Source organism: Specibacter sp. NPDC078692 (assembly GCF_040686835.1).
Taxonomy (GTDB): Bacteria; Actinomycetota; Actinomycetes; order Actinomycetales; family Micrococcaceae; genus Specibacter.
The window spans coordinates 87,110-93,283 of record NZ_JBFBLV010000017.1 but is presented as its reverse complement, the minus strand read 5'-3'; the positions used below and the strand labels follow the sequence as shown (position 1 = coordinate 93,283).

At 64.3% G+C, this 6,174-nt stretch carries 4 protein-coding genes and 1 pseudogene; 2 read left to right on the top strand and 3 right to left on the bottom strand.

The window, feature by feature from the left end; genetic code table 11:
- Positions 1–92: pseudogene (locus AB0O97_RS12825) on the top strand (DNA-binding response regulator); the annotation flags it as partial.
- A 252-nt stretch (positions 93–344) separates the two neighbouring features.
- A complete protein-coding gene (locus AB0O97_RS12820; protein ID WP_363883126.1) occupies positions 345–2,495 on the top strand; it encodes a hypothetical protein in 2,151 nt (716 codons plus the stop codon).
- A gap of 132 nt (positions 2,496–2,627) precedes the next feature.
- Here AB0O97_RS12820 and AB0O97_RS12815 read toward each other — a convergent pair whose 3' ends face one another.
- From AB0O97_RS12815 to AB0O97_RS12805, 3 genes are all read right to left on the bottom strand, one after another.
- On the bottom strand, positions 2,628–4,079 hold the full coding sequence (locus AB0O97_RS12815) for an amino acid permease (RefSeq protein WP_363883142.1): 1,452 nt from the start codon (positions 4,077–4,079) through the stop codon (positions 2,628–2,630).
- A 179-nt stretch (positions 4,080–4,258) separates the two neighbouring features.
- Positions 4,259–4,915 (bottom strand): response regulator transcription factor, encoded by a 657-nt coding sequence (locus AB0O97_RS12810; RefSeq protein WP_363838958.1) that lies wholly within the window; start codon positions 4,913–4,915, stop codon positions 4,259–4,261.
- On the bottom strand, positions 4,912–6,132 hold the full coding sequence (locus AB0O97_RS12805; protein ID WP_363883123.1) for a histidine kinase: 1,221 nt from the start codon (positions 6,130–6,132) through the stop codon (positions 4,912–4,914). Before AB0O97_RS12805 ends, AB0O97_RS12810 begins: the two co-directional genes overlap by 4 nt.
- Positions 6,133–6,174: the final 42 nt, after the last annotated feature.

Genomic DNA, 6,174 nt, shown 5'->3' with positions numbered 1-6,174 from the left:
GGCTGGAATTGGGTGCCGATGACTATGTCACCAAGCCTTATTCTTCCCGGGAGCTCATCGCCCGGATCAGGGCTGTGCTGCGGCGACAGGGTCTTTTCCCGCAAGCGCCGTCCCCACGAAAGTCCCCTTTGAAAAAGCATCCCGAACCCGGCAGGGTGACAAGAACGCTGCCAGCAACCGCTCCTGGCCGTCGAATTGCGACATCAATGGCAACGGGCGCAAGGCAATTTTGGTAACAATTACATAACGGCCAACTTAACTTCAGCACCCTCATGTAGGTTACTCGTCAGTAGCTTAAGTTGTTAGCTACATCACATGCTGCCAACTTTCGTGAGGAACTGCCCATGCCCCGCAGCACTGCAGGCGCACCGTTGCATAGGTCCGCCAGACACCATTACATTGCCCACGCCATCCTTGGCCTGATGGTGCTGGGGCTCATCGTGTTCTTCGCCCTGACCACAACCAAAATTGCCACTGGTGCTTCACAGCTTCACGATGGCACCACGCTCACCTCCGCAGGCGCCAACAAACTCAACCAGGGAGCCACCGACCTGGACGATGGCGCAGCGGCCTTGTCAAAGGGTGCAGCCACTGCGGCGGAAGGAGCCACGGCAGCCAACGACGGCGCCGCCAAACTTGCCAGCGGGGCAACGGCACTGCACCAAGGCATCGAGGACAAACTGGCACCGGGACTTGCCAGCGCCAACGACGGCGCCCTGGCCTTGTCCAACGGAGCAGCCAAGACTGCCGCCGACGTGCGCAACAAGCTTGCCCCTGGCGTCTACTCCGTGGACGACGGCGCAGATCAGCTTGCCGCCGGCGGGACCGAACTCAATGCCGGCGCAGCAACCATCGCCGACGGTGTGAAGAACCAACTGGCCCCGGGCATCTTTACGGCAAACTCCGGCGCCAAGGAACTCTTTGCCGGATCCAAGACGCTGAAGTCCGGTGCTGCCACCTTGGCCAACGGCGTTGCCACCCAGTTTGCCCCCGGCCTCGGCGCAGTGGACACAGGTGCGGGCAATGCGGCAGCCGGAGCCGGCACGCTCAATGCCGGCGCGCAACAATTGCGTGCAGGCGCCGCAGCAGCCGCCACCGGCGCATCAGCACTGGGTGCCGGGGCCGCGCAGGCCAATGCCGGGGCACAGCACGTTAGTGCCGGTGCGCAAGGGTTGGCAGCCGGCGTCGAGCAACTCTCGGCAGGGCTCACCCCCACTTCCACCGGTGCGGATCCGCAAAACCTTGCCGACGGCGTGAACCAACTGGCGGCAGGGGCAATGCAATTGGCAGGCCACGGCTCCACTGCGGATGCTCCCGCACAGGGCGTCGCCGCCCTGAATGAGGGATTGTCCCAGCTCCTCGCCTATTCCACGGCCAATCCCGGCACGCCTGTGGGCGCGTTGCTGGACAAACTGGCGGCGTTGGAGGCAGGAGCCCAACAGGCTGCAACGGGCAGCTCCACTCTTGCTGCCGGAACCCAGCAACTCAAAGCCGGCTTTGGCGTATTGGGCCAGAAACTCAACAGCACCGACGCGAGCAATCCCGGACTTGTGGCGGGTGCACAGCAACTCTCAGCGGGAGCCCAACAGCTCGCCGGTGGCATGACACAAATATCTGCAGGGCTCAACGGTGTGCCCAATGACGCCACACAGCCCGGACTCGTCGCAGGCACCCAACAGCTCGCCGACGGCGCCTTGGAAGTTTCCAACGGAACCAAGCAGCTCGCCGAGGGCACCACGGCACTGCATGCCGGGACCCGGCAATTGATGGCCGGCCTCCACGGCCAGCCAAACGATGCCTCGCAGCCGGGCATTCTCAACGCAGTGAAAGCCCTCGCCGCCGGATCCAGCTCACTTTCCACGGGTACGGGGAAACTCTCCGATGGAACCGAACAAATCGCTGCAGGTTTGACAGGCACGGCGGGCAAGCCGGGTCTCATTGACGGCACCGCCGACCTTGCCGCTGGCAGCTCGACGCTGGCAGCAGGCACGCAAAAGCTCTCAGCGGGCACCCAACAACTGGTCTTCGGCATGAATGGCACTCCCGGAGATCCCGAGAAGCCCGGACTGCTCTACGCGACCCGCAACCTGGAATCAGGATCGGAGAAGCTCTCAGCCGGCACGCAGGCGCTCAATGAGGGCGTGGCGGGAACACCAGAACTCACCGGATCCGGCCTTCTGGCCGGCAGCAAGACGCTGTCCGACGGAGCCGGAAAACTCGCCGAGGGCACCACGGCCTTGGCAGAGGGAAACTCCAAGCTCGCAGCAGGCTCCACCGCGCTTGCCGACGGGGCAAGCCTCCTGTCTGAAGGAGCCGGAACCTTGGCAGAGGGCAACATCCAAGTGGCCGACGGCACCTCGGAACTGTACTCCGGCGTATCAGCGGTCACCCCCGCCGCAGCACCAGCACCCATCCTGGCCATCCTCGGCGTCATTCTGGTCGCCATTGCGCTGACGGTGATGCTTCGCCGCCGGGGCGCAACCCGCAAGGAATGAGCACCAACGCACGGCTGTAACACCCGCAGCTCCTGCCCACTTGCTCCGCACCAGCGGAGCTGAGGGCAGGAGCTGCGGCGTTGTGGGCTCAGCTCCCGGTCAGCTCCCGGGCCGTCCCCCACCAGGGAAACATCAGCTGAACAGTTCGCTCTTGGGCTCGTTCTTCTTCACGAACTGCCAGCCGAACCACAGCACCAGAGCCAGCACCGGAACCGTGCAGAGGGTCCACAGACCGAGGAGGAATTCTCCGCCGTCGGGCTTGGCCAGGGTGTCAAAGCCAATCAGCACGGTGATGACCAGCAGCGCACCGAGCCCGATCCAGCTGGTCCACGGGGAACCCGGCATCGGCAGCGAGGAGACCCTGCCCTTCTTCTTGCGCAGCATGATCTGGCAGGCAAAAATGGACGACCATGTGAAGATGACGCCGATCGATGCGGTGTTCAGTGCGAGGTCGAACGCATAGCTGCCGCCCAGCCAAATGTTCGCCAGCACACCCACCGCATACACGCCAGCGATGCTCAAAATCGCCGCGTACGGGACATAGCGCCCGGACATGCGGGTCAGCCAGGCCGGAGCGTGCCCGTTGTTGGCCATGGTGCGGAAGATCCGGCCAATGGAATACAGCCCCGAATTGCAGGACGACAGGGCCGCGGTAATGACCACGAAGTTCATGACCGAGCCCACCCAGTCCAGCCCCATCGTGGCGAACACCGTAACGAACGGACTCTCCCCCGACTTGTACTGATCCGAGGGCATCAGCATGGCCAGCAGTGAGACCGAGCCAACATAGAACACCACAATGCGAAGCACGACGGCGCGGATCGCCTTGGGCACTTCCCGTTCCGGATTCTTCATCTCACCTGCCGTGATGCCCACGAGTTCAATGGCATTGTAGGCAAAGATGACGGCGTTCAGGGCCAGGATCATGACGAGCCCGCCCTTGGGGAACATGGTGCCGCCATGGAACAAGTTGTTCACGGTGGCGTTCGTTTCCCCCACCTGGGCGTTCATGAGAACCATCGCGGCGCCCACCACCAGGAAGATCACCAGGGCGCCGACCTTCAGGCAGGCCGCCCAAAACTCAAACTCGCCAAACGCCTTGACGCTGAGCAGGTTCACAGCGACCAGCAGCGCCAGTGCACACAGGGCACTGATCTCCACCGGAACGCCAGGAAAGAAATACTGGAAGTACAGGCCGATGGCGATGAGTTCGGCGATGCCTGTCATGGCCCAGTTGATGAAGTACATCCAGCCGGAGAGGTACGCGCCCTTCTTGCCAAACAGCTCCCCCGCGTAGGACACGAAGGAGCCGGACGTCTGCCGGTACATGATCAGCTCGCCCAGTGCCCGCATCAGCAGGTACGCGATGACCCCGGCGATGACGTAGGAGAAAATCAGTGCCGGCCCAGTTGAGGCCAGCCGCCCGCCCGCACCCATGAAAAGTCCGACGCCGATCGCCCCACCCATGGCGATCATGGTCACGTGCCGCCGGGACAGCGTCTGCTGGTAGCCCTCCGCGGAAACTTTGTCTGCGTCTTGTCCGGGGTCCGCACCGTTCCCGGGGCTGCCTTTCCGGTCCCGGATGGTGTGGGAGCAGTGTCGATGACGTCGTGTGACACGCAAAATCCTTAGGTTGGCGATCGTCCTGTCATGCACATCCCCGGGTTTTCGCGGAATTTCGCCACCTGGCGGGCAAAGGACTTGTAGAGTCTACTCCCGCAACCTTGGGGTCCCGGGCCCGCCTGCACGCTGAACCGTGCGCGTCAGTGGCGCGAATCGCGGAATAGCAGCGCAGCCTGCACCCGGTTTTCCAGCTCCAGCTTTGCCAGTATGCGCGACACGTGGGTTTTCACCGTGCCCTCGCTCAGAAACAGGCTGCGCGCGATGCCGTCATTACTCATCCCCTGCGCCACCGCGTCCAGCACCTCCGCCTCACGCGCGGTCAGCAGCTCCAGCCGCGCCACGGCAGCGTTCGACCTCACCGCCGCAGCCCTCTCCCGCGTGCGCTCGATCAGCCGTCTGGTCACCGTCGGCGCCAGCATGCCCTCCCCCGCCGCGACCGCCCGGATGGCGTGGAACAGCCGGTCCGGATCCGTGTCCTTGAGCAGGAATCCGGCGGCGCCCGCCTCCAATGCGGCCAAAACATAGTCATCCAGGTCGAACGTGGTCAGCACCAGCACCTGCGGCGGGGTTGGCAGGGCGCGGAGATGGCCGGTTGCCGCGATCCCGTCCCCGCCTGGCATTTGCACGTCCATCAGTACGACGTCGGTCCGTTGGGTCTGCGCGCACCTCACCGCTTGCGGTCCGTTGGCGGCCTCCCCCACGACCTCCATATCGGGACGGGAATTGACCATCTTGACCAGGGCGGCCCGGACTAGTTGCTCGTCGTCCGCGACGATGACGCGGATCTTTTCCGTCACGGTGCACTCAATTCCTGATTGTCCCGACCCCTGGCAGCCTGCATCTTGAACGGGATGCGGGCCACCAGGTCAAAGCCGTTTTCGGCGAGTCCATGGGAAAGCGTGCCACCCAGCAGCTGGATGCGCTCGGCCAGGCCGACCAGTCCCAGACCCGCACCCAGCGCCGGTTCACTCATGGTTGACTTCCCGTTGGACACCGTGATGCGGAGTTCGGTCGCACGTGGTTGCACGCGGTGCAGTACCAGGGTTGCTTCTGCCGGTGCGCCGGGCGCATGGCGGGCCACGTTCGTGACGCCTTCCTGCACCACCCGGTAGGCGGCCCGGCTGACGGCATCGGGCAGCACACCGTCGAGGTCAGGGTTCGGCGCATAGTCAACGTTGATCCCAGCCAGCCGCCATCCCTCCAGTAGGCCCGCAATCTGCTCCACACCTGACGGGGCAGCGGTTTCACCGGCGGTGCCGTCCTCGTGCAGCACGCCGAGCACATCGCGCAGTTCGCTCAGGGCTGCGTGCGCTGTTTCGCGGATCAGCCGGGCCGAGCCGGTGGTTTCGGCGTCCGGGGCATCCACCTCCAGGGCCGCAGCCTGAACAGCAACCAGCGACATCCGGTGAGCCAGGGTATCGTGCATTTCACGGGCGATCCGGTGGCGTTCGGCCAACTTGCTGCGTTCGACGTCGGCGGCGTGCCCGGCTTCGGCCTGTTCGGCGCGTTCCTTCAGCGATGACACCTGGTTTTCCCGGAGCCTGGCCCGCTGGCCGCGGTAGGCTCCCCACACCGCAATGGCACCCCATCCCACGGTGCCAAACAGAGCCACGTCCCAAGCCATGGGCTCACTGCCAACCAGCATTTCGGCTGCAACGGCCAAGGCAATGACAGCTGCCACCCACCAGTCGAGGCGGCGCCGGGCCAGCATGAACAAGGCAACGAAGAACGCGATTCCACTGAACGAGAGCGCACCCAGCACGGCCGCGGCGGCGGCCACGGACTTCGGGAAGCGGCTCCGCCAAATCAGCGCAACGGCGCCCAAGGGGGCAAGCACAGGCGCGATTCCGTAGCGGACCCACTCCAGGCCGGCACTTTCGGAGTCCGGGACCGTTCCGGATTCCAGCCCGAAACCGAGCACGGCCATCGAGAACAGGACATCGGCCGCGGCCACGACAAGGACCAGCAGTACTGTGCGCCAGGAACTTCCAACGGGCAACATTTTTATCTTCATGCTTCGAGCCTAATTTTCAGTGCGGTGCTGCCACATCCAACT